Here is a 16,037-nt window from a genome sequence, read left to right on the forward strand (position 1 = left end):
AATGATTAAAATTGAACGCGCTCCACCTTTTGGCCATCTTTCCAGCAGGTAATGATCAGATATCCCCGGTCTCCCATGCTTGTAGTCTGATAATAATGAACACCATCATCGTAATATTCTCCTTCTTTAAAGGCATGCTGGTGGCCGTAAAGCGTGAATTTTAAGTTAGGATCTGCTGCCAGGGTCTCGGCATATTCCTTTTCCAGATTTCGGTCGAAGTCGGCATCAAAGGGAGGGACATGTCCAATAACAATGGTCTGTTTTCCATCAGGATTGTCGGCAAGCTGCGATTTCAGCCAGGGGATGTTCGGTGTGCTCCCGTCAAGTCCATACTCCAGTGAATTCGTATTGATGAAAATGAATTTGTAATCGCCGTAGTTGAAGGTGTAATCCAATGGACCGAACATTCTGACATAAGCATCCGAACCATTAGCCACAATATCGTGATTCCCGATCACCGTGAGATAGGGGTATTTCAAGTCCTTCATAATGTCGTTAATCCATTTCAGCTCCTTCGTAATTCCAAAGTCTGAAATATCTCCTCCGTGCAGTACAAAATCGATATCACGCTGCTCGTTGGCGCTTTCGACAAAATGGGTAGTTTCATCGTACCAGCGTTGAGAGTCACCCATGAAAATAAATCGTAGTGTATCTTTAACAGGTATTTTTACAATTTTTTCGATATTCTTCCCAGTCAGGTTTCTCTGACTCTCCTTCAAAACAATCTGATTAGGATTAAATTGAAAAATTCCGTCGCAGGAAAAGAATGAAATTCCAAGAAGTAGAATACCCAGTTGCGAAAAAGTTTTCAAAGTGTATCAAGGTTAATTTGTAACGTTATCAATTGCTAACTTCCATTTCATTAGTAAAATTCCTGCCACGGTTTATTTAATTGAGAACTTACTGCTGCTTTTAATTTTATCTTGCTGTAAATCAAATGTTTAATAATCCTGTATTCTTAGGGTATTATTCATGTTTAAATCAAATAAATATAAGAGGGGTGCGAATTTGAGATCTGGTAGTATTTAGTAATGCGGAAATCTGAATCTTGTCGGATTTAGGAATAAAGAAATTTGTGGAAGTCGCTGATGTTCTGAATGATGAATGAGCTGGCTCTGACAGAGAAATCGTAACTACAATGGGGAAAAATATCGCTATTCGATCATTATCAGAGAAGCAATTATTGAAGTTGCATGATCAGTTTTGCTGAATTTAGGCATGAAATCCACCTTTTTGCCGTTCTAAGGAAATTTTAATTGGATATAACCTCTTATCCATATTAAAAAAATAATGAATAGTATCGGTATATGCCTGTTTGGCATAATATTATAGCGTATACACTGGATTATTCGTAAGACTAATCCAAAATTTTCTACCTGATTCACTCAACAAACTTTTAGCGACGATGATACACGAAAAAATATTCAGTCTGGCCGTAGACAGAGAGGCAAAAATTGTAATGAAGGGAAGTGCCGTAAAAAATAGCGGACAAGTAAATATTGACTTTGAATTCCTGATCAAAGAAAAACACGACAAGGTTTTCAGAGCACCAATTGGGGTGAATCATCCGAAATATTGGAAACTTCAAAGCCTGACTCCTGAAAAATCACAATTATTGCAGCTGGTATACAGCGGATTATCTAAAAAACATTTAGACGAATCTGTTAAAGAATTCAAACAGTTTTTTGGGGCAGGATATGTTTTTAGTGATGCAATCAATGTTGCGAAAAAAGTTAAAACTTTAAGAGGAATCAGATTAACAGACATGAGTAGAAGAATTTTAATGGCTGGTTAATTCATTTTTTAGGACTTCTTAATGCCCGGAATACGGAACATGTCTTTCCAGGTACAATAACCTTCGGCAGCTTTCTGTGCTTCCGGCATAAACTTATATTAAAATGTCACTGAGCTTTGGTTTGAAAGCGTGGTGACATTTTTGCGTTAAATAAGTTGTTTTTGCTTCTGTAATTGATTGATATTAAATTAGTTGTTCTTAATGACTATGGATATTAAATCTCAACTTATGAAACGAAACGCATTTCTAAAAATATCATTGGGGGCACTTCCGGTTTTGTCAGCTGCGGAAATAAAAACCAAAACCTGGCAATTAGACCGCGGGAAAAAAGGTATAAAAGTTGATAACGGGAAGGACCGTTTTGACAAAAGCATATCCCTGCTGGAAGGCGATACTTTTTTTAGAAAAATTGCCTCGAAGGATACGAATGACGACATGTATCTATTCGAATCTACGCGTGTCAAAAACGGTGGGCCCTCGCTCCATTTCCACTATGAACAGGACGAATGGTGGTATATTTTATCGGGAGAGTTTTTGATCAAAGTAGGGGAGGAAACATATCAGGTTAAAGCGGGAGACAGTGTTTTTGGGCCGAGGGGAGTGCCGCACACCTTTTCTAAGACTGGAGGTGAAGAAGCGAAGATGTTAATTCTATTTCAGCCTGCGGGAAAGATGGAGGCATTTTTCCAGGCAGTAAGTGAAGGAAAACTGGCGAAAATGTCTATGGAAGAACAGGACAACTTTCGAAAAGCACATGGTTTCGAGCGAGTCGGACCCGCTCTGGAATACATGAAAAAGTTTTGATTTGAAACCGGATCGGCAGTTGCCGATCCGGTTTCAATCAAAACTTTATGACAATTGGCAAAACGACCTTATCTTTTATAAAAAGGCGATCGGTGACAGGAAGTGATCCTTAAACTTAAAATTGATGATCTTACTTTTTCTGTTGAGAAAGGAAAGTAATCAGTGATGCAAATTCCTCATAAGACAAAGCATTGGCGAGGCCGGTCGGCATCATCGAATCTTCCAGCTCTTTGCGTGAAACGATATCAGACGTTTTGATGGTGTAAAGCTGGCCAGTGATATCGCGCATCACCACTTTCGCCGCGGACTCCTGCGTAATAAAACCCATATAAGTTTTATCTCCTTTGGCTTCGATCACGACAGAAGCAAAACCCTGGGAGATCGAAGCGTTTGGTTTCAGAATCGACTCAGCAATCTGCTCACGGTTCATAATCGAGCCGATCTGCCCCATGAAAGGCCCTTTCATGGTTTCTCCTTTCGCGATACTGTGACAAGCCACGCACCCTTGTTTTGTGAAAAGTGTTTTTCCCAATGCCGGATCGCCATTGATTTTCGCCATGGCAAGCATCACATCCTCGATGGAAGCTTCGCCAACCTGGCCCTTTTTATTTCTGATTTTGTCAAGATCAACCTTTACTTCTTCCTTTGCAGCAACGACTTCATCCCCTCCAAATTCGGCGATTTCCATCCTGTGTCTGCTGTTAAGGTCTGCGAAAAATTGTTTCCCCGTCGCGTCGGTTTTGTTAAATTCTTCTGTCAATATGGCCTTGATCGCAGGTGAGGATTCCCAGGTAATGGCTTTGTAATAAGGACCATGCGAATCTGGTCTTGTGCTCCACCACCATGAACCGTCATAATCTGCTTCTTTTTTGTACAACCTGGAAAGTGTTACCAGGATTTGTTTTTTCAAAGTCTGATCCTTCGCTTGTTTATATGCAGCGATCAATCCGTTTACCGCTTTTGGATCGTGCATATAACGTAATGCCCATAAAGCGATGGTTGAATTTTCCGTTCCAATCGCATTTACACAAGCATCAAATGCATTCAGGCTCACAAGCGATCTTACGGCAATATGAGGAGGAATAATGGCAGAGTTCGGCGTGGCATGCGGGCCTTCCACATCTTTCACGGGAGCCACAAATGAGGCAGGAACTTTTACCTGCAACAAGGCCGGTGCAGCTTCAATACGTCCCAGGCGTCCAAGCCCAATCGTTGATGCTATTTGTATCCGAGGAGAAGGGTCTTTCAATCCTTTTAAAAATACCTCCGTTGGTATATTTTTGAGATTTCCCTTACGATCGGTCACAGCACGCAAAGCATACTCACGCATGGCATCTTCCTCTGTCAATTTTAATATATTGGAAATACCTTCTTCGCCGGTAACTTGTGCATAGGTATACATTCCGGCGACACGGTTTTGAAGCGGCAACTTTTTATCCATGGCAACCTTCCAGGAAATGTCGGCAGCTTGTTTTGCCGGGCGGGTCAATAACTCCTGCTGTGCATCCAGACGGGCAACTGCGCTTCCGGATTTTAATAAAGCTGCAAGCTCTTTGATCGATGCTTTTTTAACATTGCTATATGCTTTGTATTTCCAATTTTGAGGTACAGCGCGGACAATAAATCCTTTGGCGGGACTTCCGGAATATCCTGCGCCATCCCAGGCGGAAAGATACAATCTTCCTGAACCGTCTACGTCTAGGTCGGTTATCTGAGATAGTTTTATGAATTCTTCATCTTTCTGGGTAAAAGTCGCTTGGTCAGGCGTGACACGATGAATGAATAACTGGCTTCTTCCCCAGTCAGCCATCATAGGCACCATATTATATTTTTCAGGCCAGGTCGCTTCGTCCATAAATAACGCACCCGTCCCGGATCCGCCACCAAGGTCAATCAGGGCAGGAATGATTTCATCTGTAAAATGCTGGAACAAAACCGGATATCCATATTCTCCCGACTGGATCTGGTTGCTGAAACGGATATTCCAACCGCCGCCATCGTTCGTATTACCACGTGTGAAAATATTCATGAAAGGGTCAATCGCTACATCATAGATGTTCCGCATGCCATGCGTGTAGACTTCCATTTCAGTACCGTCTGGTCTCACGCGGACAATTCCGCCACCCAGCATAGTCATTTTTTTACCGCTTCTGTCCTCGGCATCATGGAAACCAAAATCTCCCACGGCAATATAAATCCATCCGTCAATTCCCATACGGATGCCGTTTGTGGCATGGTCAGTTCCACGGCTTTGCAGAAATTTCGGCGAGCTGATATGTTTGATCAACGGCTTTGACGGTCCGTCTGCCACACCATCCTGATTTTTATCTTCAAAAACCACAAGGTCCATGCCTGTTGCAAGCTTCGTTTCTGGGGAAAAAATGGTATGCAAAACGAAAACCTGATCGCCCATCGCAATAATTCCGCGAGGGTTATCCGCCATCGCGAAAACGGTGTGTTTGTCAACTTTTCCATCGTTATCCGTATCGATCAATTTAATGATACTACCTTTCCCCGGATCTTTGCCAAGAGAGCCGATCATATCGACTCCTACGAAAACTTCGCCGGTCGCAGCGACAGCAAGGCAAGCTGGACTTGGTGTAAGATCTGATCCTGCAAAATGATTAATTTTAAGTTCACTAGGCCAGCTGCTGGCATTTGGAAGTGAATCAGCAATATACAGAGTTTCTGAATTGGGTTGTTTCGCAGAATTTAAATGTTGCGGGCCAAACCACATTAGCATAAGAAAAGCGGAAACAAGACTAAAAGTAATTTTTAACATGATGTTGTTTAAATCTAACCGGGATTCAGGATTTGTAGGAATTATTCAATTAAAACCGAAAATTAGCAAACAAATTCTGTATATCCATGCGAGGAAACCCTACGAAGAATAGAATTTTAACCGTTAACGCAGGCATTTGAAGAATTGATGTTAAAATCGGTTCAGATTTGGTTAAAAAATACTTAAAGGCGGTTTTGGTAGATGTTTAGTTTACGTTAATCAATAACTTCGCTTTTGGTCGTAGTTAAAAAAGGGGCCGTTTTAATTTTTTTAAGGTTACACTGGATAGAAATAGTATGTCAGGTAAAATATTAGTCATCGGAAGTTCGAATACGGATTTGGTTATAAAGACAGAAGCATTTCCTAAACCTGGCGAGACGGTACTTGGACAAACGTTCTTAATGAATCCCGGGGGGAAAGGGGCGAACCAGGCAGTCGCGGCTGCACGACTCGGGGCGGAGGTTCGTTTCGTAGCGAAACTTGGGAAAGACGTTTTTGGGAAGGAAGCATTATTGGGTTTTCAGAAAGAGAATCTGGATACTCAATACATTCTTGAAACTCCCGATTTTCCATCTGGTGTCGCGTCGATCATTGTAAATGGTTCTGGCGAAAACCAGATTATTGTGGCTTCCGGTGCGAACATGGATTTGAAACCGGCGGATCTGCCGGATGCGATTTTTCAGGATGTTGCGCTGGTTCTGGTTCAACTGGAAATTCCTATTGAAACGATTACTTATATCGTTGAAAAATGCCAAGAGCTCCATTTGAAATTCGTTTTAAATCCTGCCCCTGCTCAAAAGCTGGAGGATAATCTTTTGAAAGGTATTTATCTGATCACCCCTAATGAGACAGAAACCAAAATTCTTACGGGTATATTACCAGAAAACGAAGAGACGCTGAAAGAATCTGCATTATATTTTCGGGAGAAAGGAATTGAAAATGTGATCATTACTTTGGGGAAACAGGGCGTTTATTTGTCAAATGATCGGTATGCTCAAATAATTCCTGCGGAGGAAGTTGTGGCCATAGACACCACTGCGGCTGGAGATGTTTTCAACGGTGCTATTGTGACAGCCCTGTCAGAGGGAAAAGATTGGATCGAAGCTTGTCGGTTCGCATGCAAAGCATCAGGCATTTCAGTTACAAGAATGGGGGCGCAAAGTTCTGCTCCTTATCAACATGAAATAAAATAATCATGAAAAAAATACCCGTTATAATTGATTGCGACCCTGGCCATGACGACGCTTTGATGTTAATGCTGGCTTTTGGAAGCGGATCTTTCGATGTTAAGGCGGTGACGACTTCGGCTGGAAATCAGACCCAGGATAAAACACTGGCAAATACACTTAAAGTTTTATCTTTAATCGGTGCGAATGTCCCCGTGTATCGTGGCGCGGAAACTCCGCTTTTTAGAAATCTGGTCATTGATGAAAATGTACATGGTGAGAGTGGTTTGCATGGCGTTGAGCTTATCGAGATGACTTTGCAGGTGGAAAACAAAACGGCGGTTGAGGGTATTGCCAAAATCGTTTCAGAAAGTGAAGAGAAAATAACCATTGTTCCTACCGGACCGCTTACCAATATCGCTGCATTTATTCTTGCTTTTCCAAATTTGAAAAACAAGATTGAAAGGATTTCGCTGATGGGCGGCGGGATTTTCAGAGGAAATATGACACCGCTGGCCGAATTTAATATCTATGCGGATCCGGAAGCTGCATCCATTGTTTTTAGGTCAGGAGTTCCAATCACGATGTGCGGACTTGACGTAACACACAAAGCAGTTGTTTATCAAAAGGATATTGATCTTTTCAGGGCGATAGGAAACAAAAGCGGACAGGCAGCAGCAGAATTTCTGGAATATTATTCTGTTTTTTATCGTGAAAACCGGGTAGAGCTTGAAGGTGGGGCAGCACTTCACGATCCATGTGCCATCGCATGGCTGATCAATCCTCAGATGTTTACCTCAAAACCTTGTTATGTAGAGGTAGAAACAAAAGGGGAATTGACATCCGGCGCAACGGTTGTCGACTTTTATAACGTTTTAAAAAAGATGCCGAACGCGGAAGTTTGTTATGATATCAAGCGCGATGAATATATAGAAATGTTGGCTGCGGCGATTAAGAATTTGTCCTAGTTACCTATTTTAGCCGATATTTATCAATTATTGGCAAAACAAGTAAATTGTCTGGTGAATTCCCTTCAAAGTGTCATACTTTTGGCATGTCAAACAAATGAAGCTAATAGTCAAATAAAATTCCGATCAGAAGTTACACTGTAAAATGATCGGGTAATGAAGTGAAATTAAATTTTATGAAGGAGCAGTTAAGAAAAGAGCAGGCACTGGATTATCATGCCAAAGGCAGGCCAGGGAAAATTGAGGTGATCCCAACAAAAGATGCAAAAACACAACGCGATTTGTCACTGGCATACTCGCCGGGCGTCGCTGAACCCTGCATGGAAATTTTCAGAGATGTAGAAGATGTTTATAAATATACTGCCAAAGGAAACCTGGTTGGAGTAATAACCAATGGAACCGCTGTGCTTGGTCTGGGAAATATCGGTCCTGACGCCAGTAAGCCTGTGATGGAAGGAAAGGCGGTTTTGTTCAAGATTTTTTCGGATATCGATGTTTTTGATATTGAAATCAACGAAACCGACCCTGATAAATTCATCCAGATCGTACTTGCCCTTGAACCAACTTTTGGTGGTATCAACTTGGAAGATATCAAAGCGCCTGAGTGTTTTTACATCGAAAAACAGTTGCGGGAAAAAATGAATATTCCTGTAATGCATGATGACCAACACGGAACGGCTATCATCAGCAGTGCGGCCTTATTAAATGCTTTGGAATTACAGGGAAAGGATATTACCACTGCTAAATTTGTAGTGAGCGGGGCAGGAGCGGCCGCCATGTCGTGCGTGTTGCTCTATAAATCTCTGGGCGCGAGATCAGAAAACTTTACCTTATTCGACAAGGATGGCGTTTTGCACAGTTTACGTACAGACCTTGACGACGACAGAAAACAGTTTGCAATGTCAGCGACACCGGATATGACACTAGTCTCGGCGATGAAAGGTGCTGATGTGTTTCTTGGATTAAGTGTTGGAAATGTGGTGAGTCCCGAAATGATCCAGAGTATGGCATCAAAACCGATCGTTTTTGCCATGGCGAATCCTAATCCTGAAATTTCTTACGAAGCGGCAACCGCAGCGCGCGAGGACCTGATCATGGCAACGGGGCGGAGCGATTACCCTAATCAGGTCAACAATGTGCTTGGTTTTCCATTCATTTTCAGAGGTGCTTTGGACGTCCGTGCAACACAGATCAATGAGCAAATGAAACTTGCCGCAGTGATGGCACTGGCCGATCTTGCGAAAAGTGCTGTGCCGGATATCGTTAACCTGGCTTACAACGAGAAAACGATTTCTTTCGGTAAAGATTATATTATTCCCAAACCACTGGATCCGAGATTATTGTCGACCGTCGCGCCAGCTGTTGCCCGTGCTGCCATGGAAAGTGGGGTAGCGAAAAAAGGTATTCAAGATTGGGATGCATATAAAGAAGAGCTGGATCATCGTCTTGGTCTTGATAATCAGCTTCTTCGCGTCATCGGAAATAAGGCCCGCCTTGATCCAAAACGTCTGGTATTTGCAGATGCCGACAATTGGAAAGTTTTGAAAGCGGCGCAAATTTTATTCGATGAAAAAGTGGCTTATCCAATTTTATTGGGCGAAGCAGGCAAAATAAAGTCAGTTGCGGCTGCGAATGGAATCGATCTGGATGGTATCACAATCGTAGATCCAAGGAGTGACGAACAAGAAGGTAAAAGAAAACAGTATGCAGATCTTTATTTCAAAAAACGTCAGCGGAAAGGTATCAATGAATACGAGGCAATAAAAGCCATGAACGACCGGAATTATTTTGGCTGTATGATGGTCGAAACCGGCGATGCAGATGCGATGATCTCAGGTCTGACCAAAAATTATCCTGACACGATCCGCCCGGCGCTTCAAATTATCGGAACGGAGGATGGCGTCAAGAAAATTGCCGGTATGTACCTTCTAATTACAAAAAAGGGTCCGTTGTTCCTGGCCGATACAACTGTTAATTTCAACCCAACGCCTGAGGAAATTGCCGACATTACCAATCTTGCAGCGCGGGAAGTCCAAAATTTTAACCTCACCCCGCGTATTGCGTTATTAAGTTATTCCAATTTTGGAAGCAGCGATTCTCCGGAGGCGAAGATTATGTCGGACGCGAGAAAGCTGATCAAAAAAAGATATCCTTCCCTGGTCGTAGACGGGGAAATGCAGGCAAGTGTTGCGCTTAATCCGCAAATGTTAAAGGATAGTTATCCATTCAGCGAACTGGTCAATCAGGATGTGAACACATTAATTTTTCCAAATCTCGCAGCGGGTAACATCGCCTACAATTTATTGAAAGAGGTGGGAAATGCAGATGCAATCGGACCAATTTTATTAGGTCTGAAAAAACCGGTTCATGTATTGCAATTGGGCAGTTCCGTGCGCAGTATTTATAATATGGCACTTGTTGCTGTGATTGATGCGCAAATGAAAAGTAAAACGAAAAATGCTGAGGTATCTGGCAAGATTTGATTTTACAAGGGCAAGATAATCTAATAAACTTCTGTTAAGTAAACAGGAGTTTATTAGATTTTTTGGTATATGTGAAGATATAATGCAACTTAATGCATAATTTCGTCGTAATAATTCTAGAATATCGATAGGTAGATTTCTATCCGTTTAATAGTTTTTTATTGCACGAGACAACGCTTTTTGCAAGATTTGTGTCGTGAAAGCTAGACGACGATACAAATTGATTTTTCACATTACATGAGATATACTGTTAATACGTTACTTGCTACTTCTGGGAAATATCCATTTTCGGCTTTTATAAGAGTCTGTATTTTAGTACTTTTCTTCCCGTTGGGGCTATATGCCCAAATCAACCTGACGGCCCCGTTAGAACGTGCCGTTTATCAAAGAGAAAAAGGTGGTTCTGCTGAGGTTACAATAAGCGGAAGTTATTCGATTGTAATAGACAAAATTGAGGTACAGGCAACGCCCGTTGCTGCCAATCAGGGGAGCGCTATTGGATGGACAACTTTGCAGGAAAAACCAACGGGTGGCGCTTTCAGCGGAACACTTCGTTTGGCTGGTGGATGGTATAAAATCGAAGTTCGCGGCATCAGAGGTGGTGTGATGGTTGGTAACATTGGAACAATCGAGCGTTTGGGCGTTGGAGAAGTTTTCATCATCGCGGGTCAGTCAAACGCACAGGGGATGAATTATTCCAGCCCTGTTGCAAACGACGATCGTGTAAATTATGTCAGCTACAACAATGAAATTGGAAATGGCCTTGGCGACCTGCCTGCACCTGCATTTTCCAGGATGAATAACGCGAACATCACGATGGGACTTCGTGGTCATGGAACATGGTGTTGGGGGATTCTGGGTGATTTGCTTACCCAAAAATTGAATGTCCCTGTAATGTTTGTCAATACGGCCTGGGATGGTACTTCCATTCGTAATTGGTGGCAAAGTGCGCAGGGTATTCCAACTGGAAATGTTTACAGCAGTCCTCAACTTCTATTTCCTGCTTTGATGCCTTATGCCAATCTGAGGTTATCTGCACAGCATTATGCCAAGCAGTATGGGGTTCGGGCGATACTTTGGATGCAGGGAGAAACGGATAATTCTCCATTGAACATGAGTTTTGGTGAATATAAAAATAGTTTGCAATCTTTAATAGGAAAGCTGAATTCAGATATAAACAGGCAAGTGCCATGGGTCATCGCACGTACTTCTTATGTGGATTTCCGTAGCAATTCAACGATTGTAGCTGCGCAAAATTCAGTAATCAGCGATTTACCGGGAATTGCCTTTGCTGGTCCGGAGACTGATAATCTTCCTGTTCAAAGAATTGACGGAACACATTTTTACGGCGACGTGCAGTTAAATACATTGGCAAATGCCTGGGGCGAGTCCCTGAGTTTAAACTTTTTCTCAACAGCCAATCCTGTTCCGGTCACGCAGGAGCCTAGAATTACAAGTACCTGCGCTGCTGATAACAGCTCGCTTAATTTATCATTACCTGAAGGTTACCTAAATTACGAATGGTCGTTGTCTGTGAACGGGAATACGCAATACCGGGGAGCTAGATCGATCACGGTTTCAAGTCCTGGCACTTATACGGGCAAGGTAAAAGATGCCAGTGGAAATACCTTACGTACGCAGACTATGGTCATCAGTACGGCGGTTAAACCTGCCAGGCCGACAATACGTGAAATTGGTTCCCAGCAGGCCTGTGCTGATTCATCCTTTACTTTTTCGATCGACGGCGGAAACGATATTTACAACTGGTATCGCCAGGGAGCGGCAAATTCTTTGGTGACAGGAACCGCGTTGACAGTAAATGAGGGTGGATCATACTTTGTAAGAAGTGAGAATGCTTTTGGTTGCCTATCGGATAATTCTGATGTATCGACATTATTGTATCGTCCGCAGGTACCTACTCCGCTTATTGAAAAAATTGGTCCTTTCACTGCTTTGGCTTCAATAAATCAGACTGGTTTAGATGAAAAATACGACTGGCGTCGTGATGAACAACTACTTACTACTTCGGTGACGAATGAATTACGGACAACGCAGACAGGTTTGTATTCCGCAAGAGCTAATGTAACGTATGTTTTGGGCAGTAATCTGCTGACTTGTTATTCTCCGTACTCAAATCAGTTGCAGGTTATAACAGAGGGTGAGTCAGATATTGTGGTGTTTCCGAATCCAGGCGCCAGGGATAACGTTTTTGTAGAATCTCGTGATGACATTGCAAACGCGGAAATCATTGTATACGATATGTATGGAAGAGTAGTGGTTACGCAAACGCAGGATATGAAAAGCCGGGTAAAGATTTTAGTTAGAAATCTGCCATCAGGGAAATATATTGTAAGAATTAGAGGTGGTAGTGTGGACGTTACCAAACAGCTTGTCGTGCTGTAGGTTTAAAGAGTAGATTTTTAAAAAGCGGGTATACCATTAAAGGTATGCCCGCTTTTATTTTTTAAGGATAATCAGGTTAATTTTAAATCGACTGGGTGTTGTGAGTTTTATAAATACCGATATATTTTTTGATATTTAAATCAGTAAAAATTGAATGTTAAAATAAGGCAATAACTTATTAATAATGGCGGGAAATATTCTGTCTGTTCCTTCTAAATTTGGATTCGAATATCCATTAAATTAATTTTTATGAATTTGTCCCTCCGTATTTATCTGAAACGAAGTTTTAATCAAATTTTATTCATTCTGTCAATATCGGTGCTGGTGATTTTGGGCGGATGTAAAAAATCGGCTTCGACCAAAAAGGATGGGGCATCAGATAAGTTATTTGAAAATTATTCAGCATCCTTTATTCGGGCTTTGTGGAAGCAAAATCCGGAATGGGCGACAAATGCCGGTTTTCATCAATACGATAGTGTTTTGGTTGTGCTCGATTCGGGGTATATCCAGTCATCTGTTATGTTCGCAAAACGAAATCTGGATTCTTTGTCGACATTAAATCCTGACGAATTATCTGCTTCCAATAGAACCGATTATTACATGATTCGGAATCTGCTTAAAGAGAATCTCTGGTCTTTGGATACGTTAAAATCTTATCAGTGGGATCCTTCCCAATATAACGTCGGTAGTTCTTTCGCATTTATATTAAACGAAAAGTATGCGCCACTTGAAGAGCGTTTGAAGCGTATAAAAGAAAAACTTATCGTTGTCCCAGAATATTACAAAGCTGCAAAAAGCACAATTTCTGATCCTGTTCCTGAGCTTTTAATGTTGGCCGTTGAACAAAACCTTGGCGGCTTGTCTGTTTTTGAGAAGGATCTGGTAGACTCTGTAAAGGTATCAGCACTTTCTGAACACGATAAAAATTTGATTTTTCGCCGTGCTGAGCTTGCCGCTGCTTCAATTAAAGATTATGCGAAATGGTTAAAGGAGCTGAAAAATGAAAACCCGCGTAGCTTTCGTTTAGGTAAAGACTTGTATGCACGAAAATTTTCGCATACAATACAATCGGCTTATACCGCAGCTCAGATTTATGACTCAGCAGTAAACAGGAAGGAAGAAGTTCAGTCAAAAATGGCCGTAATCAGCAGACAGTTATGGCCAAAATATTTCGGCACGAAGCCTATGCCAATTGATTCACTTGAATTGATTGGAAGGATGATTGACACGCTTTCTGCGAATCACGTCAAACAACAGGATTTTCAAACCGCAATTTCTGATATTATTCCCGGTCTTATTAAATTTATCAATGATAAGAAACTGATCACGCTCGATCCCACAAAACCCCTTATTGTTAGAAAAGAGCCTGCTTATATGGCAGGCGTCGCAGGGGCATCCATCAGCGCACCAGGTCCGTATGATAAAGGTGGAAATACTTATTATAATGTAGGAAGCATAACCAACTGGCCAAAAGAAAGAGCAGAAAGTTATCTGCGGGAGTATAATCATTACATCATGCAGATCCTGGATATTCATGAAGCAATTCCCGGTCATTATACCCAGCTGGTTTACGCCAATCAATCGCCAAGCCTGATTAAGTCACTGTTAGGAAACGGCGCGATGATTGAAGGCTGGGCGGTGTATACCGAGCAAATGATGCTGGAAAATGGATTTGGAAATGATGAGCCGGAAATGTGGCTTATGTGGTATAAATGGCATTTGCGGGCGGTATGCAATACGATTCTGGATTACAGCGTTCACGCTGGTAATATGAGTAAAGATGAAGCGATGCGGTTATTGATCATAGAAGCATTTCAACAGAAAGCAGAAGCGGAAGGTAAATGGAAAAGGGTCAGTGTAAGTAATGTGCAGCTGACAAGTTATTATACCGGATATAAGGAAATCATTGATTTACGCCGGGATTATAAAACAAAGCTTGGTGATAGGTTCGATTTGAAATCTTTCCATGAAAAATTCCTGAGTTACGGAAGTGCTCCCGTCAAATATATCAAAAACTTGATGTTGGCAAAGTAAGTTTTGCAAGAGGCGAATTAAATGATGGTTAAATATAATATGAAAGAAGATGTTTAGTATTGATATATATAAGGAGAGAAGAAATAAGCTGAAAAAAGCAGTGGGTAATGGGCTTATTCTGTTTTTGGGAAATGAAGAAGTGGGCATGAACTACAAAGACAATACTTATCATTTTCGCCAGGATAGCAGTTTTCTATATTTCTTCGGATTGGATAAACCCGGGTTGGCGGCAATCATTAATGTTGATGAAGATACTGATTTGATTATTGGTAACGAACCAACGATAGATGATATCGTGTGGATGGGAACGCAGCCATCGTTAACGGAAATTGCCGCGCAGACGGGAATTAATAAAGTGGCGGAATCAAAGTTGCTGGGAGGTTTGATTAAAAAAGCATTATCATCTGGACAAACCGTTCACTACCTGCCGCCATACCGATCGGATGCTGTTTTCAAACTAAGTGATATTTTAGAAATTCCAATTGCGAAGGTAAAGGATGGAGCTTCGGTTAAATTGATTAAAGCGCTAATCGCCCAACGTGCCTACAAATCTGGATTGGAAGTTTCTGAAATTGACAAGGCTGTAAATATCAGCAACGAAATGCATCTGGCCGCAATCCGTTATTCAAGGGAAAATGTGACGGAAAAATATGTTGCCGGAATTGTTGAAGGCCTTGCTTTAAGTGCAGGAGGAAATATTGCTTATCCTGTTATTTATACCGTAAATGGACAAACGCTGCATAATCATCCGACAAGTGATATTTTGAAAAAGGGGCAATTGGTACTATGTGATTGCGGAGCTGAAACCTCAATGCATTATGCAGGTGACCTGACCCGAACTTTTCCTGTTGACCAAAAATTTAGCCCCTTACAAAAGGAAGTTTATGAAATCGTGCTGAAAGCTGAACAGGCAGCAGCAAATGCATTAACACCTGGAATCAGGTTTCTGGATGTTCATAAACTGGCGTGTGAACATTTGGTTGACGGCTTGAAGCAACTGGGATTAATGAAAGGTGATGCCAAAGATGCGGTAAAGGAAGGAGCCCATACCTTATTTTTCCAATGCGGGCTTGGACATATGATGGGCCTGGACGTTCATGATATGGAAGATCTGGGTGAGCAGTATGTTGGTTATTCGGAAGGTATGTTAAAAAGCAAAGAATTTGGTTTGAAATCACTGAGGCTTGGGAGAGAACTGGAAGCTGGTTTTGTACTTACCGTAGAGCCAGGATTATATTTTATTCCAGAATTAATGGATATGTGGCAAGGACAAGGCAAACTGAGGGATTTTATAAATTATGACAAACTAGACGCCTTCCGCAATTTTGGTGGTGCCAGGGTTGAGGAGAATTTCTTGATTACGGAGAATGGCTATCAATTATTAGGTGATCCGCTTATTAAATCGGTAGCTGATATTGAAGGATTGGTTAGACTGTAGTATCAGTTTAAAAATAAACCGTAGGCCGGGAATAGGTTATATGATCATGTTTAATCTATTCCCGGTTTTGCGTTTTACGGAGAGTGGTTCATATACTGTTATTGACCATTCAAGGATTTTGGAATGTCCAGGCTCGGAGCCACCTGTGAACAATCCGCAACCAT

General features: G+C 41.7%; 10 protein-coding genes. 8 read left to right on the forward strand and 2 right to left on the reverse strand.

Annotated features, from left to right (window positions below; translation table 11 throughout):
* Nucleotides 1-5: 5 nt before the first annotated feature.
* The gene (locus AC1XUO_RS25070; protein WP_483332583.1) at nucleotides 6-812 is read right to left on the reverse strand and encodes a metallophosphoesterase family protein; all 807 of its coding nucleotides are present in this window, start codon (nucleotides 810-812) and stop codon (nucleotides 6-8) included.
* 593 nt (nucleotides 813-1,405) lie between these two features.
* Here AC1XUO_RS25070 and AC1XUO_RS25075 point away from each other — a divergent pair.
* Together AC1XUO_RS25075 and AC1XUO_RS25080 are read left to right on the forward strand one after the other, a co-directional pair.
* On the forward strand, nucleotides 1,406-1,795 hold the full coding sequence (locus AC1XUO_RS25075; protein WP_483332584.1) for a hypothetical protein: 390 nt from the start codon (nucleotides 1,406-1,408) through the stop codon (nucleotides 1,793-1,795).
* Between the two features lie 228 nt (nucleotides 1,796-2,023).
* On the forward strand, nucleotides 2,024-2,599 hold the full coding sequence (locus AC1XUO_RS25080) for a cupin domain-containing protein (RefSeq protein ID WP_483332585.1): 576 nt from the start codon (nucleotides 2,024-2,026) through the stop codon (nucleotides 2,597-2,599).
* 130 nt (nucleotides 2,600-2,729) lie between these two features.
* Here AC1XUO_RS25080 and AC1XUO_RS25085 read toward each other — a convergent pair whose 3' ends face one another.
* Nucleotides 2,730-5,381 (reverse strand): DUF7133 domain-containing protein, encoded by a 2,652-nt coding sequence (locus AC1XUO_RS25085; RefSeq protein WP_483332586.1) that lies wholly within the window; start codon nucleotides 5,379-5,381, stop codon nucleotides 2,730-2,732.
* Nucleotides 5,382-5,677: 296 nt separating this feature from the next.
* On the opposite strand from AC1XUO_RS25085, the gene rbsK reads away from it, so the two are divergent.
* The 6 genes from rbsK (at nucleotide 5,678) to AC1XUO_RS25115 (ending at nucleotide 15,873) form a co-directional block, all read left to right on the forward strand.
* Nucleotides 5,678-6,574, forward strand: coding sequence for a ribokinase (gene rbsK / locus AC1XUO_RS25090; protein WP_483332587.1), 897 nt, complete (start codon nucleotides 5,678-5,680; stop codon nucleotides 6,572-6,574).
* Between the two features lie 2 nt (nucleotides 6,575-6,576).
* Nucleotides 6,577-7,515, forward strand: coding sequence for a nucleoside hydrolase (locus AC1XUO_RS25095; RefSeq protein ID WP_483332588.1), 939 nt, complete (start codon nucleotides 6,577-6,579; stop codon nucleotides 7,513-7,515).
* A 176-nt stretch (nucleotides 7,516-7,691) separates the two neighbouring features.
* Nucleotides 7,692-9,998 carry an NADP-dependent malic enzyme gene (locus AC1XUO_RS25100; protein WP_483332589.1) on the forward strand — a complete coding sequence of 769 codons (2,307 nt, stop codon included), beginning with the start codon at nucleotides 7,692-7,694 and terminating at the stop codon, nucleotides 9,996-9,998.
* 237 nt (nucleotides 9,999-10,235) lie between these two features.
* Nucleotides 10,236-12,401: a sialate O-acetylesterase gene (locus AC1XUO_RS25105; RefSeq protein WP_483332590.1), complete on the forward strand. Its 2,166-nt coding sequence runs from the start codon at nucleotides 10,236-10,238 to the stop codon at nucleotides 12,399-12,401.
* A gap of 249 nt (nucleotides 12,402-12,650) precedes the next feature.
* Entirely contained in the window at nucleotides 12,651-14,435 is a 1,785-nt protein-coding gene (locus AC1XUO_RS25110) for a DUF885 domain-containing protein (RefSeq protein ID WP_483332591.1), read from the forward strand.
* A 49-nt stretch (nucleotides 14,436-14,484) separates the two neighbouring features.
* Nucleotides 14,485-15,873 carry an aminopeptidase P family protein gene (locus AC1XUO_RS25115; RefSeq protein WP_483332592.1) on the forward strand — a complete coding sequence of 463 codons (1,389 nt, stop codon included), beginning with the start codon at nucleotides 14,485-14,487 and terminating at the stop codon, nucleotides 15,871-15,873.
* Nucleotides 15,874-16,037: the final 164 nt, after the last annotated feature.

The sequence above is a fragment of the Dyadobacter sp. HNCC25DJ186 genome, assembly GCF_056895235.1.

What these genes read in the sequence shown, in the direction of transcription:
- AC1XUO_RS25085 (WP_483332586.1), bottom strand. Translation starts at nt 5,381, where the DNA reads ATGTTAAAAATTACTTTTAGTCTTGTTTCCGCTTTTCTTATGCTAATG.
- AC1XUO_RS25080 (WP_483332585.1), top strand. Translation starts at nt 2,024, where the DNA reads ATGAAACGAAACGCATTTCTAAAAATATCATTGGGGGCACTTCCGGTT.
- AC1XUO_RS25095 (WP_483332588.1), top strand. Translation starts at nt 6,577, where the DNA reads ATGAAAAAAATACCCGTTATAATTGATTGCGACCCTGGCCATGACGAC.
- rbsK (WP_483332587.1), top strand. Translation starts at nt 5,678, where the DNA reads ATGTCAGGTAAAATATTAGTCATCGGAAGTTCGAATACGGATTTGGTT.
- AC1XUO_RS25100 (WP_483332589.1), top strand. Translation starts at nt 7,692, where the DNA reads ATGAAGGAGCAGTTAAGAAAAGAGCAGGCACTGGATTATCATGCCAAA.
- AC1XUO_RS25105 (WP_483332590.1), top strand. Translation starts at nt 10,236, where the DNA reads ATGAGATATACTGTTAATACGTTACTTGCTACTTCTGGGAAATATCCA.
- AC1XUO_RS25075 (WP_483332584.1), top strand. Translation starts at nt 1,406, where the DNA reads ATGATACACGAAAAAATATTCAGTCTGGCCGTAGACAGAGAGGCAAAA.
- AC1XUO_RS25110 (WP_483332591.1), top strand. Translation starts at nt 12,651, where the DNA reads ATGAATTTGTCCCTCCGTATTTATCTGAAACGAAGTTTTAATCAAATT.
- AC1XUO_RS25115 (WP_483332592.1), top strand. Translation starts at nt 14,485, where the DNA reads ATGTTTAGTATTGATATATATAAGGAGAGAAGAAATAAGCTGAAAAAA.